Annotated in this window: 14 protein-coding genes; 3 read left to right on the top strand and 11 right to left on the bottom strand. The window is 64.0% G+C overall.

The genetic code is table 11. The annotated features are described in order from the left end of the window. Positions 1-60: 60 nt before the first annotated feature. The 8 genes from ACVWZ4_RS14180 to ACVWZ4_RS14145 form a co-directional block, all read right to left on the bottom strand. A complete protein-coding gene (locus ACVWZ4_RS14180) occupies positions 61-831 on the bottom strand; it encodes an SDR family NAD(P)-dependent oxidoreductase (RefSeq protein WP_456790194.1) in 771 nt (256 codons plus the stop codon). Then, positions 832-1,629, bottom strand: a complete 798-nt coding sequence (locus ACVWZ4_RS14175; RefSeq protein ID WP_456790193.1) for an SDR family oxidoreductase — start codon at positions 1,627-1,629, stop codon at positions 832-834. It abuts the gene before it with no gap. Continuing rightward, a complete protein-coding gene (locus ACVWZ4_RS14170) occupies positions 1,629-3,026 on the bottom strand; it encodes a transaminase (protein ID WP_456790192.1) in 1,398 nt (465 codons plus the stop codon). The genes ACVWZ4_RS14175 and ACVWZ4_RS14170 overlap by 1 nt, the downstream gene beginning before the upstream one ends. A gap of 1,540 nt (positions 3,027-4,566) precedes the next feature. After that, complete coding sequence (locus tag ACVWZ4_RS14165; RefSeq protein ID WP_456790191.1) at positions 4,567-6,579, bottom strand: AAA family ATPase; 2,013 nt, start codon at positions 6,577-6,579, stop codon at positions 4,567-4,569. A 28-nt stretch (positions 6,580-6,607) separates the two neighbouring features. Beyond that, complete coding sequence (locus ACVWZ4_RS14160; RefSeq protein WP_456790190.1) at positions 6,608-7,462, bottom strand: metallophosphoesterase; 855 nt, start codon at positions 7,460-7,462, stop codon at positions 6,608-6,610. Beyond that, positions 7,462-7,935 carry a hypothetical protein gene (locus tag ACVWZ4_RS14155; protein WP_456790189.1) on the bottom strand — a complete coding sequence of 158 codons (474 nt, stop codon included), beginning with the start codon at positions 7,933-7,935 and terminating at the stop codon, positions 7,462-7,464. The genes ACVWZ4_RS14160 and ACVWZ4_RS14155 overlap by 1 nt, the downstream gene beginning before the upstream one ends. Positions 7,936-8,081: 146 nt before the next feature. Further along, the gene (locus ACVWZ4_RS14150) at positions 8,082-8,660 is read right to left on the bottom strand and encodes a hypothetical protein (protein ID WP_456790188.1); all 579 of its coding nucleotides are present in this window, start codon (positions 8,658-8,660) and stop codon (positions 8,082-8,084) included. Continuing rightward, positions 8,657-8,983 carry an HNH endonuclease gene (locus tag ACVWZ4_RS14145; RefSeq protein ID WP_456790187.1) on the bottom strand — a complete coding sequence of 109 codons (327 nt, stop codon included), beginning with the start codon at positions 8,981-8,983 and terminating at the stop codon, positions 8,657-8,659. Before ACVWZ4_RS14145 ends, ACVWZ4_RS14150 begins: the two co-directional genes overlap by 4 nt. Before the next feature lie 293 nt (positions 8,984-9,276). Here ACVWZ4_RS14145 and ACVWZ4_RS14140 point away from each other — a divergent pair, with 293 nt between their 5' ends. Continuing rightward, the gene (locus tag ACVWZ4_RS14140; RefSeq protein ID WP_456790186.1) at positions 9,277-9,699 is read left to right on the top strand and encodes a hypothetical protein; all 423 of its coding nucleotides are present in this window, start codon (positions 9,277-9,279) and stop codon (positions 9,697-9,699) included. 97 nt (positions 9,700-9,796) lie between these two features. Here ACVWZ4_RS14140 and ACVWZ4_RS14135 read toward each other — a convergent pair whose 3' ends face one another. From ACVWZ4_RS14135 to ACVWZ4_RS14125, 3 genes are all read right to left on the bottom strand, one after another. Then, on the bottom strand, positions 9,797-10,741 hold the full coding sequence (locus ACVWZ4_RS14135) for a ParB/RepB/Spo0J family partition protein (protein WP_456790185.1): 945 nt from the start codon (positions 10,739-10,741) through the stop codon (positions 9,797-9,799). Beyond that, positions 10,734-12,578, bottom strand: coding sequence for a DUF2130 domain-containing protein (locus tag ACVWZ4_RS14130; protein ID WP_456790184.1), 1,845 nt, complete (start codon positions 12,576-12,578; stop codon positions 10,734-10,736). Before ACVWZ4_RS14130 ends, ACVWZ4_RS14135 begins: the two co-directional genes overlap by 8 nt. Positions 12,579-13,748: 1,170 nt before the next feature. Then, a complete protein-coding gene (locus tag ACVWZ4_RS14125; RefSeq protein ID WP_456790183.1) occupies positions 13,749-14,684 on the bottom strand; it encodes a hypothetical protein in 936 nt (311 codons plus the stop codon). A 224-nt stretch (positions 14,685-14,908) separates the two neighbouring features. Between ACVWZ4_RS14125 and ACVWZ4_RS14120 the strand changes: the two genes are divergently transcribed. Further along, complete coding sequence (locus ACVWZ4_RS14120) at positions 14,909-16,489, top strand: hypothetical protein (protein WP_456790182.1); 1,581 nt, start codon at positions 14,909-14,911, stop codon at positions 16,487-16,489. Between the two features lie 10 nt (positions 16,490-16,499). After that, a complete protein-coding gene (locus tag ACVWZ4_RS14115) occupies positions 16,500-17,981 on the top strand; it encodes a hypothetical protein (RefSeq protein ID WP_456790181.1) in 1,482 nt (493 codons plus the stop codon). The last annotated feature ends 38 nt before the right edge of the window (positions 17,982-18,019 follow it).

The following is an 18,019-nucleotide window of genomic DNA, read 5'->3' as shown; positions in this document are numbered from 1 at the left end:
GAAGCGTGGATCGTCCGCAAAATTCGTCTCCACCAAATGGTGGATTGACCGTCCACCGCACTACACGGCGCGGTTCTGGGTCGGTGCGCGGCCGCCGCCGTCGGCAACGAGCACGGCACCGGTGACGAAGGACGCCTCGTCCGACGCGAGGAACAGGCAGCACCGGGCGATCTCCGCAGGCTCGGCCATGCGTCCGAGCGCAATCCGCCGCTCGACAGCCTGGAACTCGACCTCTGCGGTCGTACCGTTCTGGTCCGCAAGCAGCTGCATTTCGTACGCGCTCATCGGCGTACGCACCCAGCCCGGCGCAATGGCATTGGCGCGAACGCGGTCTGCCCCGTGCGCATAGGCCAGCGAGCGCGTGTAGGCAACGACGCCCGCCTTGCTCGCCGCATAGCTTGCACTGTCAGGGCTCGCATTGAATGCGGCAACGGATGCGACATTGACGATCGCGCCACCACGCTGCCTGAGCAACGGCAAGGCGGCTCGACACGTTCGCATCGTACCAGTCAGATTCACGTCCAGCGTCCGCGCCCAAACGTCGTCGGACACGCTCAACGGTTGATCGGGGATGATGAGACCCGCGGCGTTGACGAGGATATCGAGCTGTGCACCACATGCTGCGATTGCCCTCGCGATGTCAGCCAATTGCGTGACATCGCCGTGCAGGGCTTGCCCGGATGCTTCACGCGCCGCGGCGTCGAGCTCGGCATCTCCAAGGCCAAACAGCACGACACGCGCGCCGTTCTGTGCGAACAGCAACGCCGTGGCACGGCCGATACCGGTCGCTGCCCCCGTAACGAGCGCAGTCTTGCCTGCAAGCCGTGACATCTAGAGCCCCCATTGCCGTTCGACGGCAAATCCGGTCTCCGGAAGCGTCGAACCGCCGTCGACGACGATGGTCTGCCCGGTGACATATTTGGCCTCGACGGAAGCGAGATAGAGCATCGCGCAGCCGATGTCGTCGGCCTCGCCCATATGTCCGACAGGAATGAATCGCTCGAGCCTGGCGCGGTTTTCCGGCTCGCTCATGGTGCCGCGGCCCGGCTTGGCGATAAAGCCCGCCTCGACGCCGTTGACCGTGATACCGTCCCGCGCCAGCTCGAACGCCGCGCCGCGGATGAACGCGTTGACGCCGGCTTTCGCCGCCGAATAGTGCGCACCGCCTCCAATCGCGACCCGAGCCGACACCGACGATGTCATGAGGATTCGTCCGAAGCTGTTAGCGCGCATATGCGGGATCGCGGCTTGTGCCAACCAGATGCCGGCGCTCAAGTTCAGGGTCAGGGTGTCCGCAAGCTTGACCTCGTCGAGTTCCTCCAGTGAGGACCACGGACAGCCACCGGCATTGTGCACGACGATGTCGAGCCGGCCGTGTTGGCTGGCGACGCCGTCGATCATGGCCCGCAGGCTGTCGCGGTCGAGCTTATCGAACGGCACGCAATGAGCAGCTCTACCATCCGCGGCCAGCTCTTGCACCAGTGCTTCGGCGACATCCAGCGTCCGGTTGGCGATCACGACCGTGGCGCCGGCCTGTGCAAGCCGCATTACGATCGCAGCACCAATGCCTCTGCCCCCGCCGGTGACAATTGCGACCCGACCAGAGAGATCGAACGGACGCGGTGTCATCAGATCGCTCCGGACTTGCGCAGCAACTCGATGAAGCGCCCGAGCACGCTGTTGTGCCGCTCCACATCCTGCACTGAGGTCGCCGGACACATTAGCAGCATGGTGTGGAAGGGTGTCACCAAAATACCCTCGTTCATGTAGAAGACATGCAAGAGGGTCTCGAGCTCGGATTGCCGACCCGCAATCACGTCAGCACCGCTGCGTGGTGGCTTCGGCATGAACATGATTTCTGTGCGGGCACCGATTTGTGTGACATGCCAGGGCAGACAATGTCCTTCGATCAGCCGCCGCGCCTCGTTCGCCAGCTGCGTCGCGGTCGCGATCATGCGTTCGTAGTTTGCCGGCGTCAGGACCTTCTCCAGCACGGCGCGCATCGTCGCAACCGTCAGCGCGTTGCCGGCGAGTGTCCCGCCAAAGCCGAGATGCGCCGATTGCCGCTCACGCGGATTGACATGCGGGACGATGGCCCAGAGCCGTTCGGCAATATCGGGGCTCAAACCAAAAATGCCGGCGGGGATGCCGCCGGCGATCGCCTTGCCGGCAACCAAGATATCCGGTTCGAGACCAAGCCCACGCGTACAGCCGCCGGGACCTGACGACAGCGTGTGGGTTTCGTCGATGATGAGCACAACGCCCGCGCGCCGTGTCAGATCGCGCAACGCGCTGTGAAAGCCCGGATCGACCGGGATCATCCCAAAATTCGTCATTAGCGGCTCCGTCAGCACGCAAGCGACGTCGCCCTGCACCAGGGCTGCTTCCAATGCCGCGACGTCGTTGAACTCGACCACCCTGCTTACGCTGTCATGATCGATTCCGTTCGGATGGATCATGTTGCGTAGGCCGACACGGCCTCCGCGGATCTCGACATGGGCCTCCTCGACGCCACCGTGGTAACAGCCGGAGAACACCAGCACCTTGCGACGGCCGGTGATCATGCGCGCGATCCGGATCGCGGCGCGGTTGGCGTCTGTCGCCGACGTCGTCAAGGTCCAGTAGTGCGGACCAAAGCGGCGCGAGAGCTCGGCTCCAACCCAGAGACTATCTTCGGTCGGTAGCATCATGGTCGCGCCGCGCTTGAGCTGGCGAAGTGCAGCGTCAGTGACCGCCTCGGGCGCGTGGCCGCACATGCCGCCGGTATCACCGAGGCAAAAATCGACGTAATCGCGTCCATCGATGTCACGGATATGTGCGCCGCTGGCCTCATCGACATAAATCGGAAAGCCGCCTGCCCATCGCCTCATCCAGTGCGACGGCCCTCCGTAGAGGAAGTGCTGCTCGCCCTGCTGCCAGGCGAGCAAGGAGCGCGGGTGTATGATGCGATAGCGTTCCTGCTCGGCATCGAGCAACGCGTTCAGTGTGGCGATCGTTTCCTGCCGATCGCGATAGGCTTGCTTCATTTTTCATCCGGCGTGGCGATGATAAAGCGGCCCCAGCCGTGTCGCCAACGCCGACGATCATGGCCGTTGCACTCCCCCGGCAGCAATCAACCGATAGGTTGATGTCGTCACGGTCTGAGTCCAAGGTGATCGGATTACTTTTTAATGGGGCCCCAGGCCGATCGCTTGCAGTGCAGTTCGATGAGCCGTTGGCGTTGTCCTCCAGGACTTACGCTGAAAGCGACAGTTTGCCGGCGGGGTGCGTCCAGGGCACCGCGCCGCCGATTCAAAAGCGCGCTGTTGTGGGCAACTCGACCGTAGGCCAACTATTAATCGGGCTATTCGGAGCTATCATGCTGCGCGCTTCGCTCAGAAAGTCGAAACACAACGAGCAATCGCAGGAGCGTCGAAGATCCAGAATTCACTGAGAAATCAGGGACCCGTCTAAACGGCGGCGCCAACAAGCACTAGACCTACCAAGGCCGATGAGGTGAACGCTTTTGAGATCGCCGCCGCCAACTTAGGAAGCGACGCGCCGTGGCTCTAGGGTCGGTCCGTCCTCGCGGGCGATGCGGCACTCACCATGCGGTCCAAACACGTCCGCGCACCTAAGCCCGGAGCCCGCAAATCGCGTAAGCGCCCTAAGTGACGCCCCGCGCTACCGAGGTTCGCGCCATCAAATGCAGCGGGGGAAGCAGGCGTTTTTCGTCCGTATCGAACACCCGATCGATCGCGACAATCTGCAAGGCGCACCTCGGGAAACGGAAAGGACGCGTCAGGTCGGAGCAGAAATCTGCGAGACAATACCGGTCAACAACAGACGCTAATGCGACCGTGGAGTAGGCCGGGGCCTATCTCACCAGCCCTCGGCCCTGCTCCGCTTCCGCCAAGATCGCACAGCAGGCGCCATGGAGGGCTTGCCCCACCTTTGTGACGCGGAAACCGTTGGCCGAGCCTGTAAAGCTTGCCGGTTCGCGCGTTGAATCTTGCGGCTTACCGTGGCAAGGTAGCTGGACTTGGGGCTACACCCTGGGGCTACACCAGAGATCTCTGGCGTGCAGTAAGGCCTGGTTTTACGGGGCTTTCTCGAAGCCGTTTTATTATGGCGGAGAGGGAGGGACTCTCTCCCCCTAGGCCGAGATTGCGCGAATCCGCCGAAAAACAAGGATTCCTGTAAAGCCCGACAGCGAATTGTAACCACCGCTGTGTACCACCTGTGCGGCGATTCGGACCTTCAATCTCAGCCATTTTCGAGGCGGTCCAGGAATGCGATCCGCGCGGGCCCTTCCAATGTTGCCCTAGGCATCCAGCGGCCAATCGCCGTCGTTGCTGGCTCTAATTTCTAGCTTGTTGCCCGGGCTTGTCCGCGCTGATGCGCCACACCGCGTTGCCGGTAGCGTCCGCGACCAGCAACGCGCCGGTGCGGTCCAGAGCTACGCCCACGGGCCGGCCTCGCACCGTAGCGCTGCAAATTGTCGCGATCGCCGTCACGATCGCCCTCGACAGGCGCGGCAGGGGAGGACGAGGTCCGGAGCAATGATCGGGTATCCGTCGGCCTCGGCTATCGCCGAAGCGCTCGGCCCGAATTGCGACCCTCATCCGCGGCCTCGTAGATGCGGCGGATCTCGTCGCCCGAAAGGTGCCTGCGTTCGCTCAGGCGCTCGGCAACCGCTTCGATCGCGCCGCGATGCTTCGTCATGAGACGGAGCGCGCGCCGGTACAGAGCCGCGAGATGCCGATCGACCTTGCGGCGCAGGATCTTGTCGGTCTTCAAGAGCTGATGGATGTCGTTCGGTCCCGCCACATGAACGAGCGAGCCGCCTAGACCGACGGTGGTATGAATCGCGCCGACGAACCGCGAGGCGATCGCCAGGTCGCTCTTGATGTCACCACCCGCGTTGGCGGACACGACCCGAAGGACGACCTCCTCCGCGGCGCGCCCCGACAGTATCGCCACGACGCGGTCTTCGAGGTTGCGTTTCGTGGGCAGGTCGTCCTCCGTCGCCTCCGACAGGGTCTCGCCCAGGCTATCCGTCGCGCTGCGCACCACGCAGCGCTTCACCACGGCGCAGCCCAACGCCAGCGAGGCGACCGCATGTCCCGCTTCGTGGATGCATATCCGCCACAGCACGTCGGGCGCGAAGTCGCTCGTCGGCAGCGCCGCAGCCCTCAAATCGGCCGGCGAGAGCGCCCCGCCGCGGGCGCGCGCGATACGGCGGCCGTCGCGCACCAGCCGCATGATCTCTGCTCCGGTGGATCCTTCGAACAGGCCGGCGATCTCGCCGAGATCGCGATCGGGTAGATCGCCGGCGACGTGGTACCGCAGGATGTTCAACGTTCCGGTGAAGTCGGGCCTCTTGATCTCGATCGCGCGCTCGAGGCGACCGGGACGCATCAGCGCAGCGTCGAGATCGGCGATCCGGTTGGTGGCTCCGATGACGATGATGCCACTCCTCTTGCTCCGATCGCCCCCCTTGACCGTTCCCGCGAGACCGTTGTCCAAGTTGGTCAAGATGTCTCCCAAAATGGGCGTCCAGTAGTCCCTGTTGCGATCCGACATCGTCGCTCGATTCGGGATCGCATCACATTCATCTAGAAAGAGAATACAACACTTTGCACTCGCTTTAGATGCAAGCGCCCTCGCCTGCGCGAACACCTGGCGTTCAGCGCGAAGGACATCGTGAAGATACCCAGTCCCGTTGAACCAGTCGGCCACGGACGACTCCAACAAGGGAATCCCGCACTCCTTCGCCACCATCCTCACCCAAAGCGACTTGCCGAGGCCGGGCTCCGAAAAGACCACCACGCCACGGTCCAGCGCAGACCACGGAATCCTGTGCGCACGATAATCCTCTATGTCCTTGGCCAGCGCCAATGCCCAGCGGCGCGCCTCTCCGAATTCGACGGCAAGACGCAGATCGGGCAGCTTCTGGACTGCGATGTCCGTGCCGATCCTGGCGGACGTCGTCGCCAGGCGATCGCGGATCTTTCGGGCGGACGAGCGGGACCGAAAGGTCGATAAGATGTCGGGAAAGTCCAAGCCTACGACAGTGAGCCCCGAAAAGTCGACGCCGTGAGGCTTGCCGCCAAACCGCGCGACGGCATCGCTAACGACCACACCGGACGACTCGAGCTCGATCGTGAGATCGGCCGCGGCGACCAGCGTGGATGGCAGAATGCCGACATCGGCGGCGACGCCGAGAACGGAGCGCTTGGTCAGCTCGATAGCCACCCCGTCCGATCCCTTGTCAGCGCGATGCTGCCGGTCGGAGCCGTCCCAAGAGATCAGCATCCAGGAACGGCCGAAAGCCTTCCGGCAATAGTCGGCAACCGGCGAGACCCAGGCTGGTGTGGGGACTCGGACCACGACCGCGATCGGTTGCTTGCTGTCAGCGAGCTTGCGGCGAACGGACGGCGATGTAGCTGCCTCAAAAGCGGCGGCAGCAAGCGCCATCCGCGGATCACGCTTATCGTAGCGATCCTCCGCTATAGGCTCGAGCCGGTCCTCGTCCAGCTTTTCGAGTTCAAAGTCCGCCTCGGTGACGCGTCTCGCATCGTTCGGAGCTTTTTTCATTGCAGGAGGCTTCCGGGTCCATTCCCGACTAGGAGCAGATTTCGACGATCAAGCCCGGATCGAAATCTGGGACCTCGTCGCCGTAACCGTGCGGATTGCAGATCACGCGAGTCCGGTTGATCATGTAGTCGGAGCGGGCGTGAACGTGTCCGTGGAACCAGAAGTCGACTCGCGGCGTCGGCCAGGTCGCTTCCTGCGGGTTGGAGCGCAGATCGTCCGCTCCGTCGAGCGGACCGGAAAGCAGGTCGTCCGCGATCGTCGAGGCGAAGGCAGGCGTCAGGGGATCGTCCTTCCAGAGTTCGGGGACGGAGCGGAAGCTCGGCGCATGGTGGGTGACGATCACGACCGGCATTGCCGCGGCGCGCGGATCGGCGAACTCGGCCGCGATGTAGGCGCGCGATTTGGCATGCATGGCCGCCGCTTCCTGAGGGCGAAAGCGGCCCCACGGGCGCTTGCGCCATCCGATCCGCCGGTGGTCGTTCATGCCATCGCGCGCGGCTGCCATGGCGGCCGCCATGCGCTGGTCGCCGAAAAGCCGGAAATCAACCCAGCCGGTGGCGCCGATGAACCTCACGCCGCCCACGCCGTTCACGGCACCGACGACGGCAGTGTCGTTCTCCAGCAGAACGATGTTGTGATCGGGCGCTGCGCGACGGGCCTCGTCCAACTCGTCGAGAACGTACCTGCGGTAATACTCATGATTACCCATGACGAACACGATCGGGATGTCGACGGGGACGATGCGGCGCAACGCCGCGAAAGAGTTGCACGCGCCCTCGCAGACGTCGCCGGGAACGACGGCGACGTCGACGCCGGCGCCAACAGCGATCGGCTTCGGTGTCCGCCAGTCGGCATGCAGATCCGAAAAGAGTTGCGCGAGCATCAGACATCGCCTCCATAGCCACCGAGCAGACGGCGGCGCCCGCGTGCGTTGCGAAGCCGGCTTTCGCACCAGATGCGATGCAGCCGCCAGCTCGTCGACAGTCCGGCGCGATCGACCCAATCGAGGGGCGTGCGGTCGATGAGGTCCGCCATGACCGACGCCGCTGCGGCGTCCTCGAACGCGACAGCCAACAGCACCGTCATGGTCAGATCCAGCCTGGCGTTGACCTCCTCGGGCATCCGCAAGCGCAAGGCGACCTTCACCGCAGCGGTCGCGTCGCCGTCCACCGCGGCGCGCCAATCATCGAGGGTCGAGCCGATGCGGGCGATGCACTCCTGCACCTGCTGCTTCATGGACTGATCGAACATCTCCGCCGTGTATCCCCGCCAGAACGTGAGGGGATCCTCCCAGGCGGCTTCGGCATGTTCGGGCCGGCGCCGTTCAGCGCCACTATCGTCGTTCTTAAAGGTCATCTAATTCCAGTCTGCGCCGCGAACCGCGACTTTCTCTGAGATACTGGTGGCTTGCGGTGGTGTCCCCAGGGGGACACCACCGCCCTCGCCTCGCCACGCCGGGCCATGGCATGCCTCACCGGGCCACGCCCCGCCGGGGGGACTCGTCAGTCGAGGAGCACCTCCTCGACCGTGAAGCGCCCATGCTTCTTGCGCCAGTCGCCCACGCCGATCTGCGACCCGGCCACGCGGAAGATGTCGATGACCTGCTCGCGATTGATGACCGTGGGGAGGAAGCTCACGTGGACGATCGCGCTCCAGTTGGCGAAGTACGGGCGCGTCCGCGGCGTCAGCGCGCGGCGCACGCGCACCAGCTTCCTGAACCTGAAGCTAGGATTCTTGGCGAGCTTTCGGACGTCCCGCGACCCATCGTATTCGAGCGGCGCCGGCGCATCGACGAGGACGGCGCCGGCGAGCGTCGCACCGAAATTCCGCGTCTTGGCCGCGTCCTCGAAGCACTTCTCCAGCGCGTCCGCGGGCAGGCACGGCTGGCCTTCGTGCGTCCACAGCTTGCCGAACCACTCGATGTCGGCGATCCGGCGGTGATCCGCGGCAGTCTTCTTGCGCTTGCTGGTGACGGCGGCGAGCTTGACCGCCTCGGGGTCGAGAGGGTCCGCCATGCGCGATGCATTCATCAGGAGCGGACCGAAGGATTCGAGTTTCAAGGTCAGGCGCTCGATGCTCATGCGGCTTCTCCCGCGAGGGAGGCGTCGAACAGCGGCGCCCGGGTGTGGACGACGACGTCGACGAACGTCGGCGCCTGGAGCTTCGCGTAGAGGCGGGCGCTGAGGAAGTTGTGCACGTCGTGATGGCAGTCGCGGCACAGCGCGGTGAGATCCTCGGGCAACTCGGCGCCGAGGTTCTCGTAGGTCCTGTGGTGCGCCTGAAGCGGGACTTCCGAAGAGGACACGTTGCAGAGGCGGCAGCGGAAGCCGGCCGAACGAAGAGCCTCGAATCTTGCGGGGCTCGTTAGCCAGGCGTCGCTCCCGATATATTGACGGTACATCATCCATTCTCCTGTCGTCACTCCCAAAATGTAACCGAATGAAGTCGGCAAGGCAAGCCGTCGGTGTCTTTTTGTAACCTTTATGATTAACGGATGGCCTCGCGGCGGCGGCGGCCACAAGTCACGGCGGTGTCTGCCTGGCCGAGCCTTCAGGCTGGCCGAATTCCACGCCAGGCACGACACGGGAGAAAGGTGGATTTGCCCCGCCGGCTTCTGTCTAGTCGCAGACGAACAAGCTAGTGTCCGGGCGAATCGCAGGCAGAGGCCGACGAAGGATAGCGACCGACCGATCGAGAATGGCGAAACTCATCGACATGTCCGAGGTTTGGCCGACGCCCGCGCTCTTCCGCGCGGCGCGGGGTCTACTCTGTTGGGGGCAGGAAGACCTTGCGGAAAAGTCGGGCTTCGCCCGCAAGACCATCATCCTCATAGAGAGCCATACGGCGGCGACCATGGACGCCCGGCGCGTCGCCATAGTCGAGGAGCTGGCCGCCTTCCTTGAGAAACAAGGAGTCGAATTCGTCCCGAAGCGCGGCAAGGAGGGTGCCGGTGTCCGCTTCAAGGACGGGGGGCACGAGGCAAAGGTCGTCGAGAAGATGAAGGCCGACATCGAACGGCGCAAGGCCGGGCGGAAGCTGAAAGCGGAAGAGAAGCGTAGCGCCGAAAGGGCTCGCAATACCGAACCCAAACCGAAAGAGCGTCAGGCGAGCAAACGATAGCCGGTTCTTACGTGTGCCCAACGCTTGTTGTCCGAGAGCGACGACCATCATCCGCCGCTCATCCCTTGCGCAAACCTAGACTAGTCAGCTTTGCCGCTCAGGAAAGGGCCTTTCGGAGCGAGCGGAGCATCTCCTCAGCGTCCTCTATCTTCTTCAGCAGGTCGGCGTTTCCCTTCAAGGCCTGCAGCGCCGTCCACGGCACCGCCTTCACCGCCTCGACGACGGCGTCCAGCTCCCCCGCGAGGCCGTTTTCCTCCTTGGGCTTCACGGCTCCCAGGCGCAGCGCCGCCGACTCCAGATCTCCTGCGTCTGCCAGAAAGTGCGCCTTGGCGATGGGGTCCGGCAGTATCGTGCGGAGCTTGCGCAGATCCTTCGAGTTGGTGATGCGTTTCTGGTTGACCTTCTTGACAACGGCCTCGACCACGCTCGGCGTCAGAAGCTTCTTGCTGACGCCCATCAACTCTCGCGCCCATGTGATGGCCGCACCTGGATCGCGAAGGCTCGTGAACTTCTCCGAGAGCTCGAACACGTCGACCAGCTTGTCGAGTTCACGGACGGTAATGCCGAGAATGTTGGCGGCGCTGGCCCGACCCATCAAGTCCACGAGTCGGTATGCGACCATCTCCTTTTCCTTGGCGTCCCATTCCTTGCGCTGCCTGTGGATGTAGATCCAGACGCGCAGCCGGTCCTCCTCGCTCAGCGTCCTGTCCGTGACTTCGACCGGGATATGCCGGTACTCGTCCTTTCCCTGCTCGACCAGAACCTTGGAGTTCGACCATCGGCGGTCGCCATCGATGATGCGGAACTTGCCCGGGAATTCCGGATGGGGCTCGACGAGCAAAGGCTCGAAAAGTCCCCCGTTCGCCTCGATCTGGCGCTGGAGTTCTTCATCGACCTTCGGACCGAGACGCGGCTGCTTGTCGTTCGGGACGATCTCGTCGATGTTCGCCTTCGTCCTATAGGTCCGCAGCACCGTCCGATCGAGCCTGCGTTCCTGCAGGTTCACGACCACGCGGTCGCGGTTTTCGGCGGCGCTAGTCATCGGCGATCCCGCCGAAATCCGCGGTACCGACGATGGTGTCGATCTCGTTCGTCAGCTCCGCACGGACCCGCTGCACCGAGCGGATCAATTCCCCCTGCCGCTTCCAGTTCATATCGTGAGCCTTCTTTTCCTTCACCTGGAGATCGAGAAGGTCATCGGTATGGGTGTCGATCCGGGCCAGGAATCCGGCGCAGCGCTCCGATGTGATGAAGTCGTACAACGCGGCGGTCTTCTTCGCGCGCTCATCGTTGCTCAGGCGCAGGACATGGGTCTGGACCAAGTGGCGACGGATCACATTTACCAATGCGACAACGCGCGCCGGTCCAGCCAGGATGACGCCGTCCTGTACATGCAGCTGACGCGCGCCCTTCGGGAACTTGCTGGTCGACAGAACGGCATGCTCGGCCTTCGCGGCCATCTGGTCCGAGGCCAGCTTCGTCACGAACTCGGTGCGCCACTGCTTGTGGTTCTTCGAGTCATAGATGATCTTCCCGCACTCCCTGCCATTGTGCATGACTGTATGCAGGATGTCGGCGCCGGGCTGACCCTTGTTGATCCGTTCGATCCGGTCGCTGTCGAATTCAGTCTTGAGCGCCTCGTACAGATCGATTTCGGCGCCTTCCCCCAACTCTTCGGCCGTCTTCTGGTCGTAGGCGCGCTTGAGCTCCTCGAATTTGGCCTGGATCTTCAGGCGCTCCTCGTACGAGGCCGCCTTCTCGGCGTTGACGGCGGCGTCGACGTGCTTCTGCCAGATCTCGCGCTCGTCCTGCAGCTGCGTCTGGTGCGCCTGCTGCAGCGCCTCGACCTGGAGCTTCGCCGCCGCGGCGCCGGCTTCGGCCTCCGCCTTGGCGCTCTCGAGACCTTCGATCCGCTCCCGCATGCCCGCCGCCGCCGCTAGTTCGATCTCCGTCCGGATCTCGGCTTCACGGTCGGCTGCCGCCGCCTTCATATCCGCCAGCGCGACTGCATGCTCATCGCGCTGCTTCGACAACGCCGTCTCGAGGGCGACGACGGCGGTCTCCGCCGCGACCTTGGCAGCGTCCGCGTTCTCGATGCGTTGGTTAAAGGTGCTCTGCATCTCCTGCAGGCGACGTTCGCCCTCCTCCAGTTTTATGCATGCAACAGCTTCCGCCGAGGCCGTAGCCTCCGCGCGGATGACCCGCTCCCGCTCGGCTTCCGCAGACTTCATGTCCGCCAGAGCGATAGCATGCTCGTCACGTTGCTTCGACAGCGCGGCCTGAAGGGCGGCGGCAGCCGTCTCGGCCGCGACCTTGGCGGCGTCCGCATTCTCGATCCGCTGACTGAAGGAGCTCTGCAACTCCTGGAGGCAGCGCTCGCCCTCTTCTATTCTTTCGCGTGCAGCCGCTTCCGCCGAGACCTTGGCCTCGGCGCGGATGATCTGCTCCCGTTCGGCAGCGGCCCTTTTGATTCGCTCGATCATGGCGTTCGCGCCAACCATGGCCTCGCGTGCCTCCGCCAGTTCGGTGCGGATAGCGGCTTGGGCTTCCGCATTGGCCCGTTCGACGGCAGCGACGCGGTCGGCGTTCTCCACCGCGGCCGCGCGGCGCGCGGCGTCGATGGCTTCCGCGATCTTCAGGTCGGAGAGCTTGCCCGCCTCCTCCAACGCAAGCTCCTTATCGCGGGCGTGCTGCTCCGCGAGCCGCGCGGCAACTTCCTCAGAGCGCTGGCGCTCGCGGGACTCGATCCGATCCTGGATCTCGTCGTAGCGGTCGTGAGGAATCGGCTGGTCGCATGTCGGGCAGGCTTCGGCCAGCAGCGACATCTTGCGACCCGGCTGAAGTCCTTTTGTCTCGAAAAGTGGAGCATGCGACGGCATCTGGTCACCTTCCATTTAAATAGGTCCTAATTTCTCCTATTTATTCCTAATTCTGTCAACGAATTTGTTCCGGCCCGCGTCTCCCGATCGTTGCCTGAGATTGGGTCCGGTCTTCCAGAGCGACCACAGGGGGAAGCGAGACTCGCGCTTCCTTGGCTGGAGCCCTCCCCGGTACGCCAACTCATCGACGTCAGCCCCCCGAACGAGGACGGCCCCCGGCGTCGGAGACGGGCATCCTGCGGGCGGCTTTCGTTCGCCCGCTGTTTCTCACCGAACTTCCCCTCGGCTAAGTGCGGCCTTTAACCCGTTCGCGGCGAGCGCGGATCCGCTCCAACAAGGGGTCGATGGGGGGCGCTGCCGGCGCCGGCGCGACAGCCGCTGACGGGGGCGCCTCCGCCGGGGTAGCCTCCGGCGGGGTCGCCGACGGTGCCGGATGCGGGCGCGGGGTCGTCATTCGGATCACGGCGGCCTTGGTCGTGAAAAATTTCCCGGCGATCCGCACGATGTCCAAGTCACCGTCCCGGACCGCGGTCCGGATCGTGGTCAGCGTCACCGGAGCGCCGGGGCCCGGCCAGAACAGATATACAACCTCAGGTAGTGTAATGAGCTCATGCTCGGACCAGTCGGACAACAGCGGTCGGAGACGGACGCGCTCGGGCACGGCGTCACTCGGCGGCGACGGTTCGTCAACCCGAACCCGGGGCTCGAAAGGCATGGCGAAACTCCTCGCGGAAGGGGCTTTTATCGGTTACATTTTGACACCGATTAAACGATGCAGTCCAGCGCCGTTGCCGGGGATGGTTAATCGTGCAGGAGCGCTTCCAAACGGACGGGCGCAACAGCAAAACTTCTTACGTAAAATGGTATGATGGTACGTTACGATTCCGGGATCGTGGCCGCGGAGTTGGTCGGAAAAATCACCCGAAATCAGGCCGAATGGGACCAAACCGGCCAAGACCAGGTGACGCAAGTGTTTGATTTCGTTGGATCTGGTTTTTCGGGTGGGGGTTTATAGAGGCTGGTTTGGCGGGTGTACGGCGCAGGGAAGCCAACGAGCCTAAATGTCTGAAAAATAAGTATTTTATTTGATATCAGAACCGATTGTCTGGGAAAATGGTGGTGGAATTGGTCGGCAGACAGGGCGAGACCGGACGGGATCGGACCTAAGCCCTACTTGCTCTGGTCGCCGCCGTCCGGCACCTGCAGCACATCGAATACCACGCGCTCGGTCTCCGTCTGCACCACCCGCCGAACCCTTCGCCGCGGCGGAAAAAACAGACCGTAGCGATCCATCCGGTTTGGCTCAGGCGGACCCGAAGGATCGAGCAGCCGCTCGACCTCTCCACCGTCGGTCGTCCTCCAGATACCGATCGACCTGATGCCGAACTGATCAACGAGCCGCAGCGCCGCCTCGACGTATTGCGGAGGAGTGACGGGCGAAAAAACCAAGTAGAAGGCCGGGTATAGCGTCGCAAGGAGGGCGAACGCCGGGAAGTGACGTTCGAAGGACGACACCTCGTCGTTCTCGTAAACAAGCAGCTCGGCGGCAGCGTGCACCTTCCTCTCCAAGTTGGACACCGAGGTGACGATTTCCAGGCTGCCGCTCCCTGTGCGCACGAAGCTGGTGCTGCGCCGCTTTGCCGTCATGGCACCGGGCGGCACCATGGAGGTGCGCCCGATCGCATCTTCCATCGACGCGTGACGGGCGTAAAGCCGGTCCGTGAAGAGCTGGCCGGCGGTTTTCGCCGGGGGCCCGTCGTTCGAGGCTTCCGCCAGATCGCGCGGGGCCATTTTGGCTGGCACCGTGCTCAGCAGTTCGCGCAGCTTCACGAGGGTCGTCTGACCGGCCTTTAGGTCGCGGATCGCCTGCAGCCCGACCTCCGGGTTGCGGTCGTAGATTCGGACGGCAACCTCCGCGGCATTGAAGACCGGGGAGGTCAGGGCCTCGACATCGAGTCCTTCGATCGAGGCAATGGCCTGCAGTCGGTCGAGCAAGGACACGAACCGGCGCAGCACTCCGGAGGACAGCTGCGCGGCCTCGGCACCTAACAGGCGAATCCTTGCAACGGCTGCGTCATCGGGCGCGGCGTCCAAAGCCTCCTTCACGAGAGCCCCTAGAACGAACCAAGGCTGTCCTCCCTCACGAGCCTCCCGCATTCGGGCGGCGAAGCGCCGTTCTGTCTCATCATTAACCACGTCGAAGATCCTCCTTGACTCGATTAGTCGCATAGTGTCTGCTAACCATCATTAGCAGCCTATATGCAACTAATTATGTCGCGCTAATTCAGCACGGTTATCAGAATCACAGTCCCTGGAAAGGATCAAACGGAATGTCGCTGCAGAACGAAGATACCCCCCACATCACGTCGCCGGTCTCGGTGTCGGCGGCCGAGCTGCCGGCCTTGTCGGAGAGCGCGCCGGCGCCGGCCGAGGCCAAGCCCAAGTGGCTGGATGCCGTCGAGGTTTCCCGCCTGATCCGCGCGGCCATCTACAACCGTCCCGAAGACGCCCACCTGCACCACGCGGGCGTGCGGGTGGTCGCCCAGCTCGACACGCTGAAGGACGAGAACAAGCCCGGCCCCGACGTGGGCGAGCCCACCCTCGGCCTGCGGACCCGCCGCAACAAGAAGGGTGACTACAAGTCCATGATCGTGATCATGCACGGCAGCGAGTACGCCGCCAGCACGGGCGTGCGCCCCCGCCCCGGCGAGGACTACAGGAAGAACGAGCGCGCGCTCGCCAAGCTCGACGACTACAACTACCGCCGGCGCATGAACGCGCTGGCCGAGTTCTGCGACCCCGAGGTCACGATCGGCGACGTCATCGACGAGTATCTCGAGGATCACGAGCCGACGAGCGAGGCGATGAAGGAGGCGTCCGGCAAGCGCTACGATGAGCTGTGCGATCACGGCGCACAGCTCTGCGAGCTTCCGGAACTCAAGATGCTGAAGCTCCGCTCCCCGATGGGCGGCATCGGCATCGACTACGCGAACTTCCGCACGAACCAGCCGAAGAAGACCTGCTCGCCCGACAACCCCGGCCCGGGGAAGGTGTCGCTCGAGACGGCGATCAAGCAGCTGAAGACGTTGCGTCAGATGCTGCGCTACCACGCCCAGAAGTGGGGCAAGCCGGTCAAGACGTTCGTCATGCCCAAGAACGTCAAGAAGGCCAAGCGCTGGATCACCTGGTACCAGCTCATGGCGTTGTTGCTCGCCGCGCGCGGCTACTTTTTCGACGAAGACGGTAACCTGCTGCGCGACGCGGTGACGCTGGAGGACGGCACCATCAAGTGGGTGCCGCGCCGCCTGCCCCCCGACGAGCGCGCCGACTTCGAGATGGTCGAGCGCTTCATCGTCCTCTACCTGTACGGCCTCCGCCACACCAAGAACCTCCGGGTCCGCTGGCACCACTCGCCGGACTTCGGTTACATCGACTTCGTCAACGGCTTGGTGGTCAGGTCGGGGCAGACGGAGCCGCTGACGCACAAGGAGGCCTTGCCCTCCAAGCTGCACCCCTCGCTCGAGCGCTGCGCGCGCAAGTGGAAGCGCCTCGACGACAAGCGCGGCTTCAAGTACGTCGTGCACGACCGCCACGGCAATCCGCGCAAGGCGAGCATGTCCTACCCGTTCAAGGACGTCGCCCGCAACGCCGGCATCCCGTGGTTCCGGCCGCACATGCTCAAGCACACCGCGGTCACACTCATGACCTACGCCGGCATGCCGGCGCCGGCCCTCATGGAGACCTTCAGCACCACCTACAAGACGCTCTTCAACAACTACACGCACCTGCGGCCGTTCTGGATGTCCGGTTCGACCGTCGCCTGGAGCCTGGAGAACGTGGGGCTGCGCGCCCTCAAGAAGATCTCGCCGTCTCAGGCCCATCCCCGTCTCGGCGGCCCGTTGCCGCGGTAGAGAGAGCAGCATGACCGATACCACGAACTCCGGACCGGCGATCTTCGCCGGTCCGGATTTTTCTGCCGGCGACATCGTGATGCTGCTGCGCCTCGGCTTCTACCTCGGCGTCGGATGGCGGCCGTTCGAGACGGTCCGCATGGTCGCCATCGTGGCGCTGCTCGGGCTCGCCAGAACCGGTGTGAAGCCGTTGCTGCGCATGAAGCGCAAGCACTTCCGCCCCGGCGCCAAGGACGTCATGGTCATCACCTCGCGCAACGTCAGGCGCGTCATCCCGGTGACGGCCCCGATCCGCATCGCGGTCGAACGGCACATGGCCCAATCGCTCGACAAGCGGCCCAACGCCCCTCTCCTACAGACCGCCACCGGCTCTCCGCTCGGTCCGCTCTATTTCGGCGATTCCCTTCCCAAGCTCGATAGGCATCTCGGGTTGCCCAGATCGATCAAGGCGATGTTGGCCAAGTTCGCGCTCGACGCGCTCGACGCCGGCGACGAGGAGGTCTTCCGCTATTTCAAGGACGGCGATCCTGACGTGACGACGGCGAGCGCTCCGATCGCCGAACTCCGACACATGATGGAGGACCGCGATCCATTTGGCGGCGCGTTGCCCCGCGCCCTCGGCAACGATCACTACGCCCTCGAACTCGCCCGTCGCCTGGGAACGAGCCTGCCCGACAAGCTGCGGACGCAGGCGTCCCAGAAAGGTCAACCCAAGTCTCCGCGTCTCGGCACCGATCACCCATTCGTCGCGTGGCTACTGACGCAGCAACTTCCCGTCTCCCGTTTCCGGGTGCCTGCCATCGAAGCCTTGCTGGAGCCGAGGAAGGAAGAGTTCCTGTCGTTGATCGAGAGCGGGGTACTGCCGAGAGTGCAGGCGACCGAATTGCTGCGTCTTTCCCTGTCCGGGCTCGCGACCCTTCTCGCAAGCTTGAACATGACGATGGACGAGAAGGAGGCGCAGAGAGCAAAGGAGGCGGCGCGACGGCGGCGGCCGCGGCGGCGCCGGCCGCGTTCCACGGCCGAAGATCGCAGCTTCATCGCCGAGCTGCTGGCACTCGGGCTTGCGCGAGCCGGCAAGGAGCGGCTTCCGGACGTCGACCGTGCCATCCGCGCTCACTTTCCGAAGGCTGCCGAACTCCTCAACCGCCGCATCCTCACCACGGAGGAGGCCTCCGAGCTCTTCGGATTGAAGGAGACCCAGATCAGCGCCCTGAAGATGGCCTTTCCGACCGAGGTCGGGCTGAAAACCGCCAAGCAGCGGGATCGACACCGCCGCCATGTGGAAGGATGCGACATCGTGCTGCGCGAATGGGACGGCGGCGATCCCGACGAGACCAACGACGATCGGCACCGCCGACTGATGGACCGGCACGGGTTCCAATTCGGGCGAAAGGCGATGGTGCTCATCAAGAGATACGCCGTGGCGAAACCGCCTCCCATCGATGGCGAGCGGTCTGACGCTGCGGCGATGGCTCAAGCCGGGCCCAGCTAACGCCGAACGAAGCGCGTTGGGGAACGCCCGACGAGGCG

It is taken from the genome of Bradyrhizobium sp. USDA 4472 (assembly GCF_054058595.1).
The sequence above is the reverse complement of the archived record's forward strand: the minus strand, read 5'-3'. Positions and strand labels throughout refer to the sequence as shown.